The sequence below is a fragment of the Kribbella sp. NPDC000426 genome (genome assembly GCF_040300265.1).
GTDB lineage: Bacteria > Actinomycetota > Actinomycetes > Propionibacteriales > Kribbellaceae > Kribbella.
Map to the genome: position 1 here is coordinate 46262 of NZ_JBEPDK010000013.1, position 19462 is coordinate 65723.

Below are 19462 nucleotides of genomic sequence, written 5' to 3' on the forward strand. Positions count from 1 at the left end.
GACCGGTCAGGCCGCCGTGAGGGTGTGGCCGGGGATGGCGGCGATCAGTTGTTTGGTGTACTCCTCGCGCGGCGAGCGGAAGATCGCATCTGGGTCTCCTGACTCGACGATCTGGCCCGCGTTCATCACATAGACCTGGTGAGCCACGAGTCGTACGACGGCCAGGTCGTGGCTGATGAACAGGTACGACAGGCCGAGCTCCTCCTGCAGGGAGACCATCAGGTCGAGGATCTGTTCCTGGACGAGCACATCCAGTGCGCTGACCGCCTCGTCCATGACCACGAGCTCCGGGTTCAAGGCGAGGGCGCGCGCGATCGCGACGCGTTGCCGCTGACCGCCCGAGAGTTCGTGCGGGTAGCGGTCGGCGAAGGCGGACGGTAGCGCGACCTGGTCGAGCAGGCCGGTGACCGCTTTGCGGCGGGCGGCGGCGTCGCCGATCTTGTGGACCCGCAAGGGCTCGGCGACGACCTGCGCGATCGTGTACCGCGGGTCCAGCGAGCCGTACGGGTTCTGGAACACCGGTTGCACGGAACGCCGGAACGCCATCAGATCCTTGCCCCGCAGCGTGGAGACGTCGGTCCCGCGGTAGCGGATCGTGCCGCCGTCGGCGTCCTCGAGCCGCAGCGCGAGCCGGGCCGTCGTCGACTTGCCGGAGCCGGACTCGCCGACGATCGCGACGGTCCGGCCGCGCGGAATCACCAGGTCGACGTTGTCGACGGCCAGGAACGGATCGCTGCGGCCACGGATCCGGTACCGCTTGACGGCACCGGTCATCTCCAACAAGTTCTCCGGCTCTGTCGCACTGACCGGTGCCACTTTCGCGCTCGCCATTCCAGGCGCCGCAGCCAGCAACCGGCGGGTGTACTCGTGCTGCGGATCCGCGATGAGCTCGGCGGCCGGACCGGTCTCGACGATCTCCCCGCGGTACATCACCGCGACCCGGTCGGCGCGCTCCGCGGCCAGCGCGAGGTCGTGCGTGATCAGCAGTACGGCGGCGCCGAGCTCGGAAGCGAGCTGTCCCATCTGGTCCAGGACAAGGCGCTGCACGGTCACGTCGAGCGCGGACGTCGGCTCGTCGGCCAGCAGTACTTCGGGGCGACAGGCGAGGGCCATCGCGATCAGCACCCGCTGACGCATGCCGCCGGAGAACTCGTGCGGATACTGGTTGAACCGAGCCTCGGCGTCGCTGATGCCCGCCTCACCGAGCAGCCGGATGGCTTCGGCGCGCGCGGCCTGTCCCTTGGCCAGGTCGTGGACTTCGAGGGCCTCGACGATCTGCGCCCCGATCTTCATCACCGGGTTCAGGTTCGTCATCGGGTCCTGGGGAACCAGGCCGATGCGGTTGCCGCGGATGGTGGTCATATGCTTCTCGCTCGCGGCGGTGACGTCCAGGTCGCCGAGCATGATCGTGCCGCCGGAGATCCGGCCGTTGTCGGCGAGCAACCGGTTCACGCAGGAAACCAGCGTGGATTTGCCGGAGCCGGACTCGCCGACGATCGCGAGAGTCTCGCCGGCGGCGACGTCGAGGCTGACGTTGCGGACGGCCTCCACCTCGCCGCGCGAGGTGGAGAAGGCGACCGACAGGTCGCGAACCTTCAGCACCAGCTCGCGAGCCGGCGCGGGGTTGGTGGTCATCGTTCCTCCATCAACTGAACAGCGCCGTCCAGGAGACAGGCGCTGATCTCGGCGCCGGTGACGAGGCGGTCCGTGGGGATTGCCGACCCGAGCGGGCCGAGCGTGCCGTACAGGCGCATGGCACCGCCGGCGATCACGACGGGACGCTCGAGTCCGACGGCGAAGTACGTGCCGGTGAACCCGCCGTGGTGGAGCAGCGTCAACGGCCCTTGAGTAGTCCGGCGGAATCCGACCGCCTGATCAGGCTGAATAGTCGTCGGTCGTGCGAAGCGCTCCAACACTTCACGACCGAACAGCTCTCCACTCTGCAGAGCTGCACCCAGACGCAGGAGATCGTCAACCGTGCTGAAGAGACCGGCGTGACCGGCCACGCCACCCAGCGCATGGGCGGCGTTGCCGTCGTTGACCTCACCGCGGAGGGCTCGATGGCGCCAACCGTCAAACGATTCAGTGGTGAAGGGGACGGCGTACGGTTGGCCGGTCGCGATCATCTGGAACTCGTAGGCGTCGCTGTCCGCGCTGGTGACGGCTTGATCGGCGGGGACCGGTCCGTACGACGCGGTGAGCGAGAGCGGTTCGGCGATCAGCTTCTGGAAGGCTTCGGCCAGGTCGAGTGTGGTGATGCGCTCGATGATGAGCCCGGCCAGGATCAGACCGAGGTCGGAGTACTTCCACGTGGTGCCTGGCGCGGTGGCGAGGGGGATCGTCTGCGCGCGGTGGAGCGCGGTGTCGCGGTCGCCCGGTTCGCAGTACAGCGGCCACCAGGGTTGGAGTCCAGCTGTGTGGGTCAGCAGCTGTTCGACGTTGGCGTCGCCAATGAAATCGGGCAGGTAGCGGCGGGCGGGTGATTCCAGGTCGAGTTGGCCTTCAGAGACCAAAGACATGGCGAGTGTGGTCGTCGAAGCAACCTTTGTGACCGAGGCAAGGTCAAGGGCCAACGAGCGAGTCATGGGGACACTGCCAGGAAGCACCGCCCATCCGCCGGCCTCGACCTGGGAGTTCGAGCCGATCCGTACTCCGGCGACCGCGCTCGCAGGCCGGTGGTGCTCGTCGCCCAGACCGAGCAGCCGATCGACGACGCCGCCGAGGACGGTCATCGACGGCCCCCGGTCCTGGGGTCGAGTGCGGCGCGGAGGCTGTCGCCGAGAAGGTTGAGACCGATGACTGCCCCGATCAGCGCGAGGCCCGGGAACAGCAGCATCCACGGGGCGACGCTGGTCAGCGTCTGCGCGTCGTACACCATGCCGCCGAGTGATGCGGCCGGCGGCGGCGTACCGAAGCCGAGGAAGCTCAGCGAGGCCTCGGTCAGGATCGCCCACGACAGGGACAGGGTGACCTGGACGACCAGGATGCCGCGCATGTTCGGGAGGACGTGCTCGAACAAGGTCGAGAACCGGCTGCGGCCGATCGCGGTCGAGGCCAACACGTAGTCCGCGGTGCGCAGGGTCAGTACGGGTCCGCGCGCGACACGGGCGAAGATCGGCAGGTAGACGATGGCGATCGAGATGCTGACCGTCAGCCAGTTGCGCTTCAGCGTCGCGGCCAGGGCCAGCGCCAGCAGCAGCGACGGGAACGCGAACAGGACATTGGTGACGACGCCGACGATCCGGTCGACGACGCCTTGGTAGTAGCCGCCGAGAACACCGAGCACGGTCCCGGCGATCGCGGCCGCGGCTACCGAGACGATTGCTATCCGCAACGAGTTCGCCAGCCCGGACGAGACCCGCGAGAAGATGTCCCGACCGAACTGGTCGGTCCCGAACAGGTGTCCCGAGCCGGGAGACTTGAGCGAGTCCGCGACGTTCTGGTGCGCGGGGTCGTACGGCGTGAGGCCGAACAGCGACAGCAGCGCGACGACTATCACGAGCAGCATCAGGACCACGCCGACGATCCCAGCCGGAGTCCGGAAGGCCGCCAGCCAGGCGCGCTTGCGCCGGGTCGCGTCGATCGGGACGTCAGGGACGTTGTTCAGCTCGGTCGCGGCGCTCATCGGACCCGCGCCTTCGGGTCGACGATGCGGTAGACGAGGTCGGTGAGCAGGTTCACCAGCACGAACATCGTGGCGATGATCAGCACGGTGCTCTGCACGACGGCGTACTCCTTCTGGGTGAGGCCGAGCAGGACCTGCCGGCCGATCCCCGGGATCGCGAAGATCTGCTCGGCCACCAGCGCGCCGCCCAGCAGGAAGCCGAACTGCAGGCCGGTCATCGTCACCACCGGGATCAGGGCGTTGCGCAGGATGTGCCTGGTCTGCAGGCGACGCTCGGGCACGCCCTTGGCCCGGGCCGTCCGGACGTAGTCCTCGGCGCGGATCGCCAGGATCGCCGTCCGCGTGGTCTGCAGGACGGGCGGAGCGATGCTGATCCCGAGCACGAGCACGGGCAGGATCATCTGCTCCAGGTTGAGGCCGGGGGACTGCGCGAGCGTCTTGAACCCTTCGCCGTTGGGGTACCAGCCGAAGGTGTTCGCCAGCCAGCTCGCCAGCAGCGTGGCCAGCAGGAACGACGGAACCGACAACGCCAGCAGACTGCCGAGCTGGGTGAGGTTGTCCCGCGACTTGCCGGGCCGGCTGGCAGCCAGCACACCCAGCGGCACACCCAGGAGAAGACCGACCAGGATCGCCAGCACGGCCAGCTCGAGGGTGTTCGGCAACGCTTGCGCGGTCAGCTGCGCCACGCTGACATGCGAGGTGGCGGAGACGCCCAGGTTGCCGGTCAGGACCCCGCGAAGCCAGCTGAAGTACTGGACCGGCAGCGACTTGTCGAGGCCGTAGTACGCCTCGAGCGACCGGACCTGCTCCGGCGACAGGTCACCGGCGGCTGTTCCGTACGACGCCGTGATTTGGTTGCCGGGGACAACCCGCAGCAGCACGAACGTCAGTACGGAGACACCCACCAGCGTCACGACGGCCTCACCGATCCGCCGGGTAACGGGGTGACGGAGGTACTTCATCAGGACAGCGAGGCTTTCCACAGCGTCGACAGGCTCGCGTCGCTGCGCGCCTCGAAGTCCTTGACCTTCGTGTTCACCGCGATGAACTCCTTCGGCGTGAACAACCAGACCCAGGCCGCGTTGTTCACGAGCTGATCGGACAGCTGCTTGTAGATCGCCTGCCGCTTGGCGGTGTCGGTCGTGGCGATGCCTTGGGCAAACAACTTGTCGAGCTCCGGCGAGCTGTAGCCGGCCACCTTGTTGTAGCTGCCGGTAGTCGTGAAGTACCGGGCGTACATGGTGTTCGGGTCGGCGCTGCCGCCGTTCTGCGCGATCGCGGCCTCGAAGTCTCCCGCGAGCCACTTCTGGACGTAGGTGTTCGAGTCCAGCGTCTGTACGTTGACCTTGATGCCGACCTTGCCGAGCTGGGCCTGGACGTTCTGGGCCTCGTTCACCGCGGTCGAGTACAGGCCTTGCGAGGTGATCAGGTTCAGTGCGAACCCGCCTGGCTTGCCGGCCTTGGCCAGGTAGTCCTTCGCCTTCGCGAGATCCTGCGTCGCGCACGGCTGGGCGTTCGGGTCGGACTTGAACTCGGGGGAGGTGATCGGACCGGTGATGTCGCCCGCACCGAGCGCGGCCGAGTCGACCACCTCCTTGCGGGCGATCGCGCACTGGATCGCCAGCCGGGCGTTGACGTTGGCCAGCACCGGAGCGGCTGCCCGGAGCTGCAGCACGTGGTACTGCAGCGAGGAGACGGTGTCGACCTTGACCTTGTCCGACGTCGCGGTCTTGGCCGTCACCGGGTTGTCGAAGACCGCGACGTCGACCGATCCGGTCTTCAGCGCCGCGACCATCGACTGGTCGTCGGGGATGATGCGGAACTCCAGCTTGGCCGCCCCCGGCTTGCCCTCGGCGAAGTCCGGGTTGCGCTGCAGGCTGATCGACTCGTTCGGCGTCCGCTTGACGAACTCGTACGGCCCGGAGCCGACCGGCTTGGTCTCGAGGCTGTCGACCGCGACGTCCGACGGGACGATCCCGGTGTTCACGCCGGTCAGCCCGACCGGGAACGACGCGTCCGGCTTCTTCAGCTTGACCACGACCGTGTTCGGGTCCGGCGCCTCGACGCCGGCCACCGAGGCGAAGTACGACTTCGAGCTGGCCTTGGAATCAGGGTCCATGATCTTGTCGAAGGTGTACTTCACGTCGGCGGCGTCGAGCGCCGAGCCGTTGGTGAACTTCAGGCCCTTCTTCAGGGCGAAGGTGTAGGTCATGCCGTCGGCGGAGACCTTCGGGAGCTCCGCCAGGCCGGCGATCGGGTTGTGGTCCGCGTCGGTGTCCAGCAGGGTCGAGTAGACCTGCGAGAGCACCTGGATCGACTGCTCGGACGTGCTGGTCCACGGGACCATCTGCGTCGGATCCGCGGTGATACCGAAGACCAGCGTGGAGTCGGCGCCGCCCGACCCGGAGCCCTGGGACGCGTTGCCTGAGCACCCTGCGACCAGCAGGGCGGCGGCGGCAACCGCGGCGCCGGCACTGAGCGCGCGACTGCCGGTGCGGCTGACCTTGTACACGAGGGGCCTCCTTGGTATCGGGGTGTGTCGACCCTAGGTCAATTTCTTACCAGACTCGAACTCTGTCCGGCGATCAACTCACCACGGGGGCTCCGGTACTGGTACGGAACAGCCGCTTGGGGATCGGGCCGCGGTGCAGGATGTGCGGGATGTCGGCCCAGGGGTACAGCGGCTCGGTCGCGTTGAGGTTGCGCAGGCGGTGGAGGGCCTTCTCGGACGGCGTGGCGAGCGCGGCGGCGGCCTCGGCGGAGTACGGGACGAAATCCTCGGGCGGTTGCGGGCGCTGCTCGGGGTCGTGGCGTTTGAGCAGGATGCACGTCCTGGCCGGGTCGAGGAGCTCGGCGTCGAGGGTCCAGTACGTGATCACGGAGGGGCCGATCCGGCCGGACTGCTGGAGTGCTTCGAAGATCGGCGCGGGGTGAACCGGTGACAGGAACACGACGTCGGCCCAGGTGCAGTCGAGCGGATAGACCGGGGCCTGCACGCGGTGCGGGCGGTGGGCGTACTTCGCGAAATGGCGTTCGTACAGGTCGGGGTAGTGCACGCGCAGGTCGTTGAGGGGCAGGATGTCGTCACCGCGGATTTCGCCGGCGGCCTTGTAGAGAAAAGTCGTCATACGAAAAATCCTCCGCACACGGGAACCGTGTCGGAGGCTTCCTATTAATTATAGAGGATTCCCGATGGTAAAAGCCATCCTCGGCAGCACGGTGTTCTTCTTCGCGGCGCCGTGCGTGGTCGGCGGCGTGCTGCCGTGGTGGATCAGCGGCTGGGCGGCGCCGAGGTTCTGGCCCGGTCTCGTGATCGTGGCGGCGGGCGCTTTCGTCGTACTGCGGGCCTTCGTCCGCTTCGTCCGGGAAGGCCGCGGTACGCCGGCGCCGGTCGCGCCGACCGAGGAGCTCGTGGTCGGCGGCGACTACCGCTTCGTCCGCAACCCGATGTACGTCGGTGTGGTCGCCGCGATCCTCGGCCAGGCACTCCTCTTCCTCGACTGGCGGGTCCTGCTGTACGGCGTGGTCGCGTGGGCCGTGATGGCCGCGTTCGTGACGGGCTACGAGGAGCCGGTCCTGCAGGAGCGCTACGGGAAGCAGTACGACGAGTACCGCGAAAAAGTACCGGCGTGGATCCCGCGGTTGCGGATACGTTGAACCGCATGGACAAGCGCTTCCTCGGCCGGACCGGCCTCCAGGTCACCGAGCTGTGCCTCGGGACCATGACGTTCGGCAGCGAGACGGACGAGCCCACCGCTCACCGGATCCTGGACGAGTACGTCGCCGCCGGCGGCACGATGATCGACACCGCCGACACGTACTCCGCGGGCTCGTCGGAGGAGATCATCGGCAGCTGGCTCAAGAAGCAGAACCGCGACGACCTGGTGATCGCCACCAAGGTGTACGGCGAAGCCGGGCCTGGGTTGCCGGTCCGCGGCGCCGGGCGGAAGCACATCCTGGCCGGGGTCGAGGACAGCCTCAGGAGGCTGCAGACCGACTTCATCGACCTGTACCAGATCCACGTCTTCGACGATGCGACCCCGCTCGAGGAGACGCTGAGCACGCTCGACGCGCTGGTGACCAGCGGCAAGGTCCGCTTCATCGGGGCGAGCAACCTGACCGGGTGGCAGCTGCAGAAGGCGATCGATCTGTCCCGCCAGCACGGCTGGGAGCCGTACGTCTGCCTGCAACCGCTCTACAACCTCCTCGACCGTGACGTCGAGCTCGATCTCATTCCGGTCTGCCTCGCCGAAGGTGCCGGCGTGATCGCCTGGAGTCCGCTGGCGGGCGGCTGGCTGTCCGGGAAGTACAGCAAGGACGCCGGTGGGCCGCCTCCCGGCAGCCGCAGTGGTCAAGCCGAGTGGGACGCCCACGACAACGACCGGACCTGGCGCGTCCTCGACGCGGTACGCGCCGTTGCCGACGAAGTACGCCGTACTCCGGCTCAGGTGGCGCTGCGCTGGGTCGTGCAGCGGCCCGGCCTCACCGCGCCGATCATCGGCGCCCGCACTCCGGACCAGCTCGCCGACAACCTCGGCGCGACCGGCTGGAGCCTCACCGACGAGCAGATGGACCGGCTGACCGAGGCTGCCGACCGGCCGCTCCCGTACCCGCACAACATCCTGATGCTGCCTCAGTTCGTGCGCCGGACGAGCTGATAGCTGCAGTTCTGCAAAGTTGCAGGATTAATAGTTTGCACTGACTGCAAGTTTTTCCTACCCTCGATGACATGGGGGCTGAGGGTGGGCTGCGGGAGCGCAAGAAGCTGCAGACGCGGGCGGCGCTGGCCGACGCCGCGCTGCGGCTCGCGCTGGAGAAGGGGCCGGACAACGTCACGGTCGAGGAGATCGCCGAGGCGGCCGACGTCTCGGTGCGGACCTTCTTCAACTATTTCCCGCACAAGGAGCACGCGATCCTCGGGCGCAATCCCGAGCACCTCGAGCGGGCGCTGGACCGGATGCGGACCGCGCCCGCCGAGGAGTCGCCGCTGACCACGATGTGGTTCGTCGTCCAGGACGTACTGCGCGACCTGGAGAGCGACGGCCAGCTGTCCCGCCGGGGCGAGCTGATCATGAGCTCCCCGACTCTGCTGTACCAGCTGATGATGTCGAGCTTCGACGACGAGCGGCAGCTCACCGCCGCGCTCGCGATCCGGATGGGTGAGCCGGCCGGCTCGGTCCGGACGGCGCTGATCGTCAGTGCCGCCGGCGCCGCCTGCCGGGTGGCGATGGACCTGCACAAGAACGCGCCGGACCGGCCGGTCGTCGAGCTCGTCCGCGAAGGCTTCCAACTACTTGCCCACGGCATCGATCCTGCCTTTGACCAGAGAGGTATCTCATGACGACGACGTCTTCACCTACGCCGGAACCGGCGACGGGTGAGGCCACCGCCACCGTTGCACTCACCCCGCGGCAGACCGTGCAGGCGATGTCCGGTCTGATGATGGGGCTGTTCGTGGCCATCCTGGCCGGCACCATCGTGTCGACCGCGCTGCCGCGGATCATCCACGATCTGGGCGCGAGCCAGTCGTCGTACACCTGGGTCGTCACGCTCGAGCTGCTGACGATGACGGCGACCGTGCCGTTGTGGGGCAAGCTCGCCGACCTCTACAACAACAAGCTGCTCGTCCAGTTGTCGCTGAGCTTCTTCGTGGTCGGTTCGCTGGTCGCGGGCTTCGCGCCGAACATCGAAGTACTGCTCGGCAGCCGGGTCCTGCAGGGTCTGGGCGGCGGCGGTCTGACCGCGCTGGTGCAGATCGTGATGGCGGCGATCATCCCGCCGCGTGAGCTCGGCCGGTATTCCGGAATCTTCGGCGCGATCTTCGCGTCGGCGACCGTCGGCGGTCCGCTGCTCGGCGGCTTCCTGGTCGACTCGCCGCTCGGCTGGCGGGCCTGCTTCCTGGTCGGCGTCCCGTTCGTGCTCGCCGCGATCGTGTTGCTGCAGCGGACGTTGAAGCTGCCGACCGTACGCCGAGAAGTGAAGATCGACTGGTGGGGCGCGGTCCTGATCATGGGCGGCGTGAGTACGTTGCTGGTCTGGTCCTCGTTCGCCGGCAACAAGTTCGACTGGGTCTCCGGCTGGAGCTTCGGGCTGGTCGGGGCGGCGCTGGTCGTGCTGGTCGCCGCGGTGCTGGTCGAGCGCCGGCACCCCGAGCCGATCATCCCGATGGACCTGTTCCGCAACCGCACGGTGACGCTGTCGATCATCGCCAGCGCGCTGGTCGGTGTGTCGATGTTCGGCGGCTCGGTGTTCCTCGCGCAGTACTTCCAGATCGCGCAGGGCTACTCGCCGACCAAGGCCGGTCTGATGAGCCTGCCGCTGATCATCGGCATGATGGTCGCGTCGACGATCGCCGGCGGGCTGATCACGAAGTACGGTCGGTGGAAGATCTACCTGGTCGTGGGCAGCGTGCTGCTGCCGATCGGGCTGGCGCTGTTCGGCACGATCGACGCCCGGACGTCGAAGTACATGCTGTGGGGCTTCATGCTCGTGCTCGGTGTCGGCATCGGTCTGGTCATGCAGAACCTGGTGCTGGCCGCGCAGAACGACGTACCGGCGCGGGAGCTGGGTGCGGCCACGTCGGCGGTGAGCTTCTTCCGCAGCATGGGCGGCACTATCGGCGTCAGCGTGCTGGGCGCGATCCTGGCCAACAAGGTCACTGAGACGCTGAACCCGGGTGGTGGCTCGTCCGGCGGGGGTAGCGCCGTACCGAACATCAAGGACCTGCCGGAGCAGGTGCGGACGGTCGTCGAGAACGCGTACGGCGACGCGACGGCCGACCTGTTCATGATGTCGGTGCCGTTCGCGATCCTCGCGCTGGTCGCCGTGGTCTTCATCAAGGAGAAGGCGCTGCTGACCACGTCGGGCGCCGAGCGTCGCGCCGCCGAGGAGCCTGACATCCTGGATGCATGATCGTCGCATTCAGCATCAGCCCGTCGGCCGGTGACGAGACCGGGGGTGTGAGCGAGGCGGTGGCCGAGGCCATCCGGGTCGTCCGCGCCTCCGGTCTTCCCAACGAGACCAACGCCATGTTCACCAACATCGAGGGCGAGTGGGACGAGGTGATGGCGGTCGTCAAACAGGCCGTCGACGCAGTAGCCGCGGCCTCCCCCCGCGTAAGCCTCGTCCTCAAAGCCGACATCCGCCCCGGCTACACCAACCAACTAACCGCCAAGGTCGAACGCATCGAACAGGCACTGGCGGACTAAGCACCATCCGGCGATCTCTCCCAGAAAGCAATTGAAGGAAAGATAAAGGAAAGAGAGAGATTCAGACTGGTGGCTGCCTTCGGCGGTCAGCCGGCGGTTTGGCTGTGCGACGTGCACACCCGTCGGCCCGCGTCATTCACAACCCGCCGAGTCGTGGCGAATGGTTCCGACCCCGAACGCCGAGTCGTGGATCGCGGCAGATTTTCTTAACCACTTTCCACGACTCGACGAACAGGCTCCGGAGCCTGTTGCCACGACTCGGCGAGCGGGCGGGTCCTTCGGCTTATTCTTGAGGGCTGTCAATCCTTCTGGACCCTGTGGGTTGGGTTGAGGGCGGCGACGACGGCTTCGTAGCGGTTTTCGCGTTCGGCGTGGCGGAGGAAGTGGACTCGGTTGACCAGGATTTCGTCGGCGTCGGGGTTTTGCTGGAGGAGGGCCATGGTCTCGTTGATGTAGTCGTCGAGGGGCATGGCGTGGTCGTCGTTCTCCTGGTTCATCAGGGTGGTCTGGACCGCCGGCGGGACGACCTCGATGACCTGGATGCCGGTGTCGGCGAGCTGGATGCGCAGGCTCTGGGTATAGCTGTGGATCGCGGCCTTGGTGGCGCTGTATGTCGGGGTGATCGTCAGCGGCACCGACGCGAGACCGGACGACACGGTCAGGATGGCGGCGTCGCGCTGGTTCAGCAGGTACGGCGTGAAGGTGGCGATCGCGCGGATCGTGCCAAGCAGGTTGATGTCGATCGTCTGCTCCGCGGTCGGGAGGTGACCGGGGTCGCGCAGGTCCTCGATCTGCATGATGCCGGCCATCGTGACCAGCACGTTGACGTCGTGGGCGGCGGTCACCTTCTCGAAGGCGGCCGTGATCGAGGCCGGGTCGGCGACGTCGAGGTAGATCCCCTCGATCCCGTCCTCGAGAGCGATGCTGTCGAGCAGTTCCTGCCGGCGCCCGCTGATGATCACGGTGTTACCGAGGTCGCGGAACCGGCGGGCGAGCTCGAGGCCGATACCCGACGTACCGCCGGTCATGAAGATCGTGTTCCCGGTTGTTTTCATGTCTCCAGCCTGCGGTCGGATGCCCGCAGCAACCAGGCTGCACTCAGCCACTGCTCGGCAAGCAGTGGATAACGATGAAACGCCGTGGACACTGGAGTCATGGAGTACGCCGAACTGTCCGACTTCCTGCGCAAACGCCGCGAAGCCCTGCAACCCGAGGACGTGGGCATGCCCCGCGGCCGCAGGCGCCGTACCCCCGGTCTGCGTCGCGAGGAGGTCGCCGCGCTGGCGTCGATGTCGGCCGACTACTACAGCCGGCTCGAGGGCGGCCGTGGCCCGCAGCCGTCGGTCGACATGCTCGGCGCGATCGCCCGGGCGCTCCGGCTGACACTCGAGGAGCGCGACCACCTGTTCCTGCTGGCCGGCCACGGTACGCCGCCGCGCACGACCCGGGCCTGCCACGTCGATCCCGGCATGCTGCGGATCCTCGACCGCCTGCACGACACCCCGGCGATGCTGCTCAACCGCTGCGGCGAGGTGCTCGCGCAGACCCCGGCGCATGTCGCCTTCGCCGGCGAGCTGACCAACTTCCAGGGCATGGAGCGCAGCGAGGTCTACCGCTGGTTCGTGCACCCGGAGACCCGGACGCTGTACGCCGAACCCGAGCTGACCACCCACAGCAAGCTGCTGGTCTCGATGTTGCGCACGACCGCGACCATCGACGGCCCGAAGTCGTACTCCGCGTCGCTGGTGAAGGCGCTGCAGAAGCTGAGCCCGGAGTTCGTCCAGATCTGGGACGCGCACGAGGTGGTCGTCGGGCACAGCCAGACCAAGCGGTTCAAGCATCCGGTGGTCGGCGACCTGGAGCTGTACTGCGAGCTGATCGACAACCGGGACGGGCAGCAGACGCTGATCGTGTTCACCGCGGAGCCCGGCAGCGAGAGCGCGGAGAAGTTGCAGTTGCTCGGCGTTCTGGGCAGTCAGGCGATGAGCTCTGGACAGGGCTTTGATCGGGAGTTAATTTAAGTCCTGAAATTTCATAAGGTTCTGACGGAAAGGTCCGCCCCCATGCTTTCCGATCGATTTCGCCTGCCCGCCCTCCTGCTCGCCGTCGTACTACTGGTCAGCGGGCTCACCTCCACCGCGGTCGCCAAAGCTCAAGCGACGTTCAACGTGCTCGCGTTCTACAGCGGGACGTACGATGCCGCCCACATCGACTTCGAGAAGGAAGCCAACCAGCGCTTCCCGCAGTTCGGTGCGCAGAACGGGTTCTCGTACACGTCGACGACCAACTGGGACCAGCTCAACAACCTGAGCGCCTCGCAGTACCAGGTCGTGATGTTCCTCGACGACTCGCCGCATACCGATGCCCAGCGCAACGGGTTCAAGAACTACATGGACCACGGCGGTGCGTTCTTCGGCTTCCACGTGTCGGCGTACAACGACGCGAGCGGCGGCTGGCCGTGGTTCAACAACACGCTGCTCGGCACCGGCCGGTTCGAGTCGAACACCTGGGGACCGAGCGCGGTCACGCTCCGGACCGAGAACCGCTCGCACCCGTCGCTGGTGAACACGGGCGCGACGTTCCGCTCGTCGGTGAGTGAGTGGTACAGCTGGCAGAACGACCTGCGGAACAACCCCGACATCCAGGTCCTCGCCTCGATTGACCCGTCGAGCTTCCCGGTCGGCAACCAGCAGGGCAACATCTGGACCTCGGGCTACTACCCGATCATCTGGACCAACAAGAACTACAAGCTGATCTACGCGAACTTCGGCCACAACGCGATGAACTACGAGACCAACACCCGGCTCTCGTCGACGTTCGACAGTCCGGCGCAGAACCAGTTCATGATGGACGCGCTGAAGTGGCTCGGCGGCGGCGGTACGACGCCGCCGGTCGACCAGCCGTCGCCGTCCGCGTGGTACCAGCTCGCCAACAAGGGCAACGGGAAGTGCGTCGACGCCCGCGCGGCCGGAGTCGCCAACGGGACCGTGATCCAGCAGTACACCTGCAACGGCACGCAGGCACAGCAGTTCCAGTTCCAGCCGACGTCAGATGGATTCACCCGGGTCAACAACCGCAACGACGCCACGAAGGTGATCGACGTGACCGGGGTATCGGCCGCCGACAACGCCGGCCTGCAGCTGTGGACGTACAGCAACGGGACCAACCAGCAATGGCAGGCCGTCTCCGAAGGCAGCGGCTACTTCCACTTCGTCAGCCGCTTCAGCAACAAATGCCTGACCGTTCCGAACGGTTCCACCGCCGACAGCACCCAACTGGTCCAACTCACCTGCAACTCCAGTGCGGCGCAGTCCTTCAAGCTGACATGACCTGAGGTTAGATTGCGGCGCATGAGAATCCTGCGTGTGGCCGCTCTCGCGGCAGGAGGTCTGTTGTTGATGTCGTCCCAGGTCATCCCCGCCCAGGCGCACGGTGGCCCGTCGTACCGCTGGGAGCTGACGCCGACCGGAAGTACGGCGCAGTTCCGCGGGCTCGCGGCGGTCAGTAAAGACGTCGCCTGGGTGGGTGGGACCGAGGGGACGGTACTGCGTACCGTCGATGGCGGGAGACACTGGCAGAACGTCAGTCCGAAGGGTGCGGAGGCGCTGCAGTTCCGCGATGTCGAGGCGTTCGACGCGAAGCGCGCGGTCGCGCTGTCGATCGGCACCGGCGAGGACTCCCGCGTCTACCGGACCGCCGACGGCGGCAAGAGCTGGACCGAGACGTTCCGGAACACCGACGAGAACGCGTTCTACGACTGCTTCGCCTTCAACGACGACAAGCACGGGCTGGCGATGAGCGACCCGGTCGACGGGAAGTTCCGGATCGCCGCGACGTCGGACGGTGGGAAGTCGTGGAAGGTGCAGTCGAACGCCGGGATGCCGGCCGCGCTGACCGGCGAGTTCGCGTTCGCGGCGAGCGGGACCTGCCTGGTCGCCGGACCCGGCCGGACCGCCTGGTTCGCGACCGGCGGCGGCGATCGGCCGCGGGTGTTCCGGACGAACGACGGCGGCCGGCACTGGCGGGTCTCGGACTCGCCGATGGCCAGCGGGCCGGCGGCCGGCATCTTCAGCCTCGCCTTCCGCAACCCGCTGTTCGGCGTCGCGGTCGGCGGTGACTTCGAGAAGCCGACCGAGGCGGTGAAGGCGGCCTCGATCACGTACGACGGCGGCCGCACCTGGAAGCTCGTTCCCGCGGACAAGGCGCCGAAGGGGTACCGCAGCGGCTCGCACTTCGTGCCGTGGGCGCCGTCGACCGTCGTCGCGGTCGGCCCGTCCGGCAGCGACGTGAGCTTCGACGGCGGGCGCAGCTGGAAGCAGTTCTACGACGGCAGCTTCGACAGTGTCGAATGCGCCGGGCACGGCTCCCAGGCCGGCTGCTGGGCCTCCGGCGCGAAGGGTTCGGTAGGCCGCCTCGTGCACTGACCGTTCAGGCCGGCGACACTCGCTTGTCGTGCGGGTGTCGCCGGCTTTCCGGAAGGATGGATGTATGCGTAAATTACTGACGGTTCTGGTGGGGTTCCTGATCGCGGTACCGACCGTTGCCGCCGCGCAGCCGGCCGCGGCACGGCCGGAGCGGCCGTTGACGGTGATGACGTACAACATCCATCACGGTGCGGGGATCGACGGTGTGCTCGATCTCGAGCGGATCGCCGTACTGATCGAGCAGTCCGGGGCCGACGTGATCGGGCTCCAGGAGGTCGACCGGCACTGGGACGTGCGGAGCAACTGGGTCGACCAGCCGGCCTGGCTCGCCCAGCGGCTCAAGATGCACTACGCGTACGCCGCCAACCTCGACCTGCCGCCGGTGAACCCGGGCGAGCCGCGGCGCCAGTACGGGACCGCGATCCTGTCGAAGTATCCGATCAAGGACTTCCAGAACACGCTGCTGCCGCTGTACCCGACCGGCGAGCAGCGCGGGCTCGCGGTGGCGAAGATCAAGGTTCGTGGGGCCGACCTACGGTTCGCGAACACGCACCTGACCAGCAACAACAACGCCGAACGGCTCGAGCAGGCGCAGAAGGTGGTCGAGCTGCTCGGCAAGTCGAAGACCCCGACGCTGCTCGTCGGCGACCTGAACGCGACGCCGGAGGCGCCGGAGATCAAGACCCTGACCGCCGTGTACGACGACACGTGGACCGAGGTCGGTGTCGGCCCGGGCTACACGATCGAGGCAGGCAATCCGACCAAGCGGATCGACTTCCAGCTGCACAGCGCCGGCCTGCGCGCGGTGAAGGCCGCCGTACCGGTGACGCCGGCTTCGGACCACCTCCCCGTGGTCGCCTCGTTCGCCCTCCGCTGAACACCTGACGCGTCACCTGAACGCCCTCCGGCTCCGGCCGGAGGGCGTTTTTGCGCGCCGACCTGGGGCTTCGCGGAATTACAAGCTTGTAGTTTGTCAAGTCGACACACGGGTGAAACAAAGTTACTTGTGTGAAAGCTGTTCCCATTGGGGCTGTAGGCAACTAGTGTCACGTATGTGGTCCAGGAGGACCAAAAGTTCACGAACCCTGGGGAAGGGGTTCGTGACCGGCGGAAGGAACGATCCCGATGCGGACGCCCCTCAGGGCCACGTCCGGCGAGCGGGTCGGGAGCACTGGGAAGACCGGTAGGGCGCTGCTCTCCGGGGTGCTCGCGATCTGCTTGGCCGGCACGATGGTCATCCAGCCCCTTGCGGCCGAGGCTGCCAAGCCGAAGCCGCCGGTGATCCCGTCCAAGGCCGCGGTCGAGCGCGCCAAGCAGGCCGCCGCCTCGAAGGCCGCGCAGGTCGCGACCATCGAGCGCCAGCTGGCCGCGGCGAACGCGCGGCTCGAGCAGCTCGGCATCCAGTCCGGTATTGCCGACGAGGCGTACAACGGCGCCGTCTACCGGTTGCAGCAGGCCAAGGCCGACGCGGCCGCCGCCGCGGCCCGGGCGACCGAGGCGGAGAAGACGCTTGCCGTCCAGCGGGCGCAGATCGGCCGGTTCGCCGCCGCGTCGTACCAGGGTGGCGGCGACGTGGCGAAGATCGCGCCGTTGTTCACCGCGAACGGCCCGCAGGACCTGCTCGACTCCGCCGGCGCGGCCCGCTCGGTGTCGGCCGCGATGCAGGGGTCGTACCTGCGGTTCTCGGCCACCCAGGTGATGACGAACCTGTTCAAGGTGCAGGCCGACCAGGCGGTCGTGAAGGTGAAGAAGGCGACCGACGAGGCGGCTGCCGCGAAGAAGGCGGCCGAGGACGCGGAGGACGCGCAGTCGGCCGCGGTGACCGCGATCGGGGTGCAGCGCACGAAGTCGATCGCGCAGCTCGCCGTACTGCAGAACACCTCGGTGCAGGTGGCCGCCCAGCGGCAGCGGGGGCTCGAGGAGCTTGCGCGACAACGAGCCGCCGCTCTCGCCGCGAAGAAGGCCGCCGAGCTGAAGCGGCGGATCGCCGCCCGCGAGGCCGCGGAACGCCGGGCGGAGGCGGCCGAGCGGGCCCGCGAGGAGCAGGAAGCGCGGGAAGAGGCGAAGAAGAACCACGGCAAGAAGCCGAAGCACAAGCCGTCCTCGCCGGGGCGCAACGACGACAACGGCGGCAACAACGGCGGCAACGAGGGCGGCGGGCACAGTTCCGGCGGCAGCGCGCGGGACGCGATCAACTTCGCGTTGAGGCAGCTCGGCGACATGTACCTGTGGGGTGCGACCGGTCCGTCGCGCTGGGACTGCTCGGGTCTGACCCAGGGCGCCTGGGAGCGGGCGGGTGTCCAGCTCCCGCACTACAGCGTCGCGCAGTACGAGCAGATCCAGCACATCGACGAGGACGAGCTGCGGCCGGGCGACCTGATCTTCTGGGCCACGAACCCGAGCGACCCGGGGACCATCCACCACGTTGCCATGTATCTCGGCAACGGGGAGATGATCCACGCGCCGCGGACCGGGAAGCCGGTGCAGATTGACAGCGTCTACTACTGGATCCCGCCGAACTTCTTCGGCCGCCCCTGACCCTATGTCCGTCTAGATCAGCCGGTGTCCGCCGTCGGCGTGGAGAACGGTGCCGGTGATGAAACCATTGCGCAGCAGGGCGATGATGGCGGCCGCGATGTCCTGGGTCCGGCCGATGCGGCCGACCGGGAGGCGGTCGGCCATCGCGGCCAAGGTGGCGGGCGCCGCGTCGCCGGCGACGTCCTGCCAGATCGGGGTGTCGACCCAGCCGGGGGACACCACGTTGACCCGGATCGGCGCGAGCTCGACGGCGAGCGCCGCGGCCAGTGACGCCAGCGCGCCGTTGAGTGCCGCGAGCAACGATGCGCGCGGTCCGGGGCGGTACGCCGCGATACCCGAGGTGAACACGATCGAGCCGCCGGGTTCGAGTGCGGACGCGCCGTGCTTGGCGAGCAGCAACGGGCCGAGCAGCTTGGAGTCGACCGCGGACCGGGCCGCGTCCACGTCGTACTCGCTGATCGGCTGGTAGGCGCCGCCGACGTCCGCGGCGGTGGTGACGATGTGGTTCACCTTGCCGGTGGCGGCAAAGAGCCGCTCGATGTCGGCCTCGATTCCGAGGTCCATGGCAACGGTGTGTACGCCGAGCTCCCGGCGTACCGCGTCGAGCTTGCCGGCCGAGCGGCCGGCGATCGTGACTTCGCTGCCCTGGGCAACGAGCTCGGCGGCGAGAGCGCGGCCCATACCGGAGCTGCCGCCGACGATCACTACGTGTTCCTGCACTGAAACTCCTTCGGTGGTTGACGTTTCGAGCCAACCACCGGACGAGTCAGTCGACCACGACGTGCTGACTAACGACCGTTAGGCCGGGGCTAACGGTCATTGCCTGCAGTACCGGATTGCGTGAATCGATGCGCCAGACCGCGGCGTACCGAGCCATCAGCGGCCGGCCCTCGATGGGTCGCCAGACGACGTCCGGGGTCGCGGCACGCCGGGAGCCGAGACTGATCGCCGACCTGCGGACGAGCAACGCCGAGCGGAGCTGCGAGTGGCTCATGCTGATATCGCTGACCCGTACGCCGGGACCGAGCCGGCGGATCGCGTCGTCGTAGAACTCCGGGGCGGCCGCCCGTGGGATCCAGATCAGCTCGAGCCCGCTCAGGTCGTCGAGAGTGAGCATCGGATGCGAGGCGAGCGGATGGGTCGCGGTCAGCAGTACGCCGAGCTCCTCGGCGGCGAGGTGTTCGGAAGTAATTGCTGGAGGCAACGTTAGCGGTGTCCGGACCAGGCCGAGATCTATCTCGCCGGCGGTCAGCATCCGGAGCTGGTCGGTCGTCGTGCCGGCCTCGAGGGTGACCGTGCTGTTCGGAAAGCGTTCGGTGGCGAGCTGTTCGAGGGCGGCGGGGAGCGAGCCGGGGATGCCGTTCAGCAGGCCGAGCCGCAGGACCGGTTCGTCCAGGCCGGCGGCCCGGCGCGTGTCCTTCAGCGCCAGGCCGGCCGCCTGGAGGGTTTCGCGGGCGCGGGCCAGGAACACCTGGCCAGCTGGGGTGAGCTCGACGCCGCGACTGTGTCGGATCAGTAGCGTGGTGCCGACCTCGCGTTCGAGCTGCTTGATCTGTTGGCTCAGTGTCGGGGTGGAGATGTAGAGCCGCTCCGCGGCCTTGCCGAAATGCAGTTCCTCGGCGACGCCCACGAAGTACCGCATCTGCCGAAGCTCCACCCGGTCATGG

General features: G+C 67.7%; 19 protein-coding genes. 10 read left to right on the top strand and 9 right to left on the bottom strand.

Annotated features, from left to right (window positions below; genetic code table 11):
• Positions 1-6: 6 nt before the first annotated feature.
• From ABT313_RS43250 to ABT313_RS43275, 6 genes are all read right to left on the bottom strand, one after another.
• Positions 7-1635 carry an ABC transporter ATP-binding protein gene (locus ABT313_RS43250; RefSeq protein ID WP_350866684.1) on the bottom strand — a complete coding sequence of 543 codons (1629 nt, stop codon included), beginning with the start codon at positions 1633-1635 and terminating at the stop codon, positions 7-9.
• Complete coding sequence (locus ABT313_RS43255; RefSeq protein WP_350866685.1) at positions 1632-2732, bottom strand: serine hydrolase domain-containing protein; 1101 nt, start codon at positions 2730-2732, stop codon at positions 1632-1634. Before ABT313_RS43255 ends, ABT313_RS43250 begins: the two co-directional genes overlap by 4 nt.
• Positions 2729-3625 (bottom strand): ABC transporter permease, encoded by an 897-nt coding sequence (locus ABT313_RS43260; RefSeq protein ID WP_350866687.1) that lies wholly within the window; start codon positions 3623-3625, stop codon positions 2729-2731. Before ABT313_RS43260 ends, ABT313_RS43255 begins: the two co-directional genes overlap by 4 nt.
• On the bottom strand, positions 3622-4587 hold the full coding sequence (locus ABT313_RS43265; RefSeq protein WP_350866689.1) for an ABC transporter permease: 966 nt from the start codon (positions 4585-4587) through the stop codon (positions 3622-3624). Before ABT313_RS43265 ends, ABT313_RS43260 begins: the two co-directional genes overlap by 4 nt.
• Positions 4587-6137 (bottom strand): ABC transporter substrate-binding protein, encoded by a 1551-nt coding sequence (locus ABT313_RS43270; protein WP_350866691.1) that lies wholly within the window; start codon positions 6135-6137, stop codon positions 4587-4589. Before ABT313_RS43270 ends, ABT313_RS43265 begins: the two co-directional genes overlap by 1 nt.
• A 73-nt stretch (positions 6138-6210) precedes the next feature.
• The gene (locus ABT313_RS43275; RefSeq protein ID WP_350866693.1) at positions 6211-6753 is read right to left on the bottom strand and encodes a hypothetical protein; all 543 of its coding nucleotides are present in this window, start codon (positions 6751-6753) and stop codon (positions 6211-6213) included.
• A 64-nt stretch (positions 6754-6817) separates the two neighbouring features.
• Here ABT313_RS43275 and ABT313_RS43280 point away from each other — a divergent pair, with 64 nt between their 5' ends.
• The 5 genes from ABT313_RS43280 to ABT313_RS43300 all read left to right on the top strand — a co-directional run bounded on the left by ABT313_RS43280 (position 6818) and on the right by ABT313_RS43300 (position 10833).
• A complete protein-coding gene (locus ABT313_RS43280; RefSeq protein ID WP_350866695.1) occupies positions 6818-7282 on the top strand; it encodes a methyltransferase family protein in 465 nt (154 codons plus the stop codon).
• Positions 7283-7287: 5 nt separating this feature from the next.
• On the top strand, positions 7288-8283 hold the full coding sequence (locus tag ABT313_RS43285; protein WP_350866696.1) for an aldo/keto reductase: 996 nt from the start codon (positions 7288-7290) through the stop codon (positions 8281-8283).
• Positions 8284-8354: 71 nt separating this feature from the next.
• Positions 8355-8966, top strand: a complete 612-nt coding sequence (locus tag ABT313_RS43290) for a TetR family transcriptional regulator (RefSeq protein ID WP_350866698.1) — start codon at positions 8355-8357, stop codon at positions 8964-8966.
• Positions 8963-10537: an MDR family MFS transporter gene (locus ABT313_RS43295; protein ID WP_350866699.1), complete on the top strand. Its 1575-nt coding sequence runs from the start codon at positions 8963-8965 to the stop codon at positions 10535-10537. Before ABT313_RS43290 ends, ABT313_RS43295 begins: the two co-directional genes overlap by 4 nt.
• Entirely contained in the window at positions 10534-10833 is a 300-nt protein-coding gene (locus tag ABT313_RS43300; RefSeq protein WP_350866700.1) for an MTH1187 family thiamine-binding protein, read from the top strand. The genes ABT313_RS43295 and ABT313_RS43300 overlap by 4 nt, the downstream gene beginning before the upstream one ends.
• Positions 10834-11132: 299 nt before the next feature.
• Here the strand turns inward: ABT313_RS43300 and ABT313_RS43305 are convergent, their stop codons facing one another.
• The gene (locus ABT313_RS43305; RefSeq protein ID WP_350866702.1) at positions 11133-11888 is read right to left on the bottom strand and encodes an SDR family oxidoreductase; all 756 of its coding nucleotides are present in this window, start codon (positions 11886-11888) and stop codon (positions 11133-11135) included.
• 99 nt (positions 11889-11987) lie between these two features.
• On the opposite strand from ABT313_RS43305, the gene ABT313_RS43310 reads away from it, so the two are divergent.
• From ABT313_RS43310 to ABT313_RS43330, 5 genes are all read left to right on the top strand, one after another.
• The gene (locus ABT313_RS43310; RefSeq protein WP_350866704.1) at positions 11988-12854 is read left to right on the top strand and encodes a helix-turn-helix transcriptional regulator; all 867 of its coding nucleotides are present in this window, start codon (positions 11988-11990) and stop codon (positions 12852-12854) included.
• A gap of 42 nt (positions 12855-12896) precedes the next feature.
• Complete coding sequence (locus tag ABT313_RS43315; RefSeq protein ID WP_350866706.1) at positions 12897-14162, top strand: ThuA domain-containing protein; 1266 nt, start codon at positions 12897-12899, stop codon at positions 14160-14162.
• Between the two features lie 21 nt (positions 14163-14183).
• Positions 14184-15257, top strand: coding sequence for a WD40/YVTN/BNR-like repeat-containing protein (locus ABT313_RS43320; protein ID WP_350866708.1), 1074 nt, complete (start codon positions 14184-14186; stop codon positions 15255-15257).
• A gap of 64 nt (positions 15258-15321) precedes the next feature.
• Positions 15322-16134: an endonuclease/exonuclease/phosphatase family protein gene (locus ABT313_RS43325; RefSeq protein ID WP_350866710.1), complete on the top strand. Its 813-nt coding sequence runs from the start codon at positions 15322-15324 to the stop codon at positions 16132-16134.
• Between the two features lie 248 nt (positions 16135-16382).
• The gene (locus tag ABT313_RS43330) at positions 16383-17795 is read left to right on the top strand and encodes a C40 family peptidase (RefSeq protein ID WP_350866712.1); all 1413 of its coding nucleotides are present in this window, start codon (positions 16383-16385) and stop codon (positions 17793-17795) included.
• Positions 17796-17807: 12 nt separating this feature from the next.
• Here the strand turns inward: ABT313_RS43330 and ABT313_RS43335 are convergent, their stop codons facing one another.
• Together ABT313_RS43335 and ABT313_RS43340 are read right to left on the bottom strand one after the other, a co-directional pair.
• Positions 17808-18515 (bottom strand): SDR family oxidoreductase, encoded by a 708-nt coding sequence (locus ABT313_RS43335; protein ID WP_350866714.1) that lies wholly within the window; start codon positions 18513-18515, stop codon positions 17808-17810.
• A gap of 46 nt (positions 18516-18561) precedes the next feature.
• On the bottom strand, positions 18562-19452 hold the full coding sequence (locus ABT313_RS43340; RefSeq protein ID WP_350866716.1) for a LysR family transcriptional regulator: 891 nt from the start codon (positions 19450-19452) through the stop codon (positions 18562-18564).
• Positions 19453-19462: the final 10 nt, after the last annotated feature.